The 553-nt window shown below is 81.6% G+C and carries 1 pseudogene; it reads left to right on the top strand.

From position 1 onward, the window contains the following. Positions 1–425: 425 nt before the first annotated feature. Positions 426–553, top strand: a pseudogene (locus tag PUR61_RS12000) (hypothetical protein); the annotation flags it as partial.

Genomic DNA, 553 nt, shown 5'->3' with positions numbered 1-553 from the left:
GGGGGGGGGGGGGGGGGGGGGGGGGGGGGGGGGGGGGGGGGGGGGGGGCGGGGGGGGGCCCCCCCCCCCGGCCCCGCGGGCGCCGCCCGGGCCCCGCCCCGCGCCCCCCCCACCCCCCCCCCCCCCACACCCACCCAAAACCAACCCCCCCCCCCCCCCCCACAAACACCCCCCCCCCCCCCCACCCCCCCCCCCCCCCCCACCACCCCCCACCCCCCACCCCCCACACCCCCCCCCCCCCCCCCCCCCCCCCCCACCCCAACCCCAACGCCCCCCCCCACACCCGCCACGACCACGCAAACCACCACCCCCCCCACCACCCCCACCAACACCACCCCCCCCCCCCCCCCCACACCCCACCCCCCCCACCCCCCCCCACCACCACAGCTTATTAAAACCACGACGCCACCCGCGACCTCACGCTCGCCGCCGTCGGCAACACCAGCAGCTACGGCGGCGGGATGCTCATCTGCCCGACCGCCGACCCCACCGACGGCCTCCTCGACCTCACCCTCGTCGACGCGAGGCCCCGCCACCGCATCGCCCGCTTCTT

It is taken from the genome of Streptomyces sp. BE20, from assembly GCF_036322525.1.
Taxonomy (GTDB): domain Bacteria; phylum Actinomycetota; class Actinomycetes; order Streptomycetales; family Streptomycetaceae; genus Kitasatospora.
Note: the sequence above shows the minus strand (reverse complement) of the source record. Positions and strands in the feature narration are given on the sequence as shown.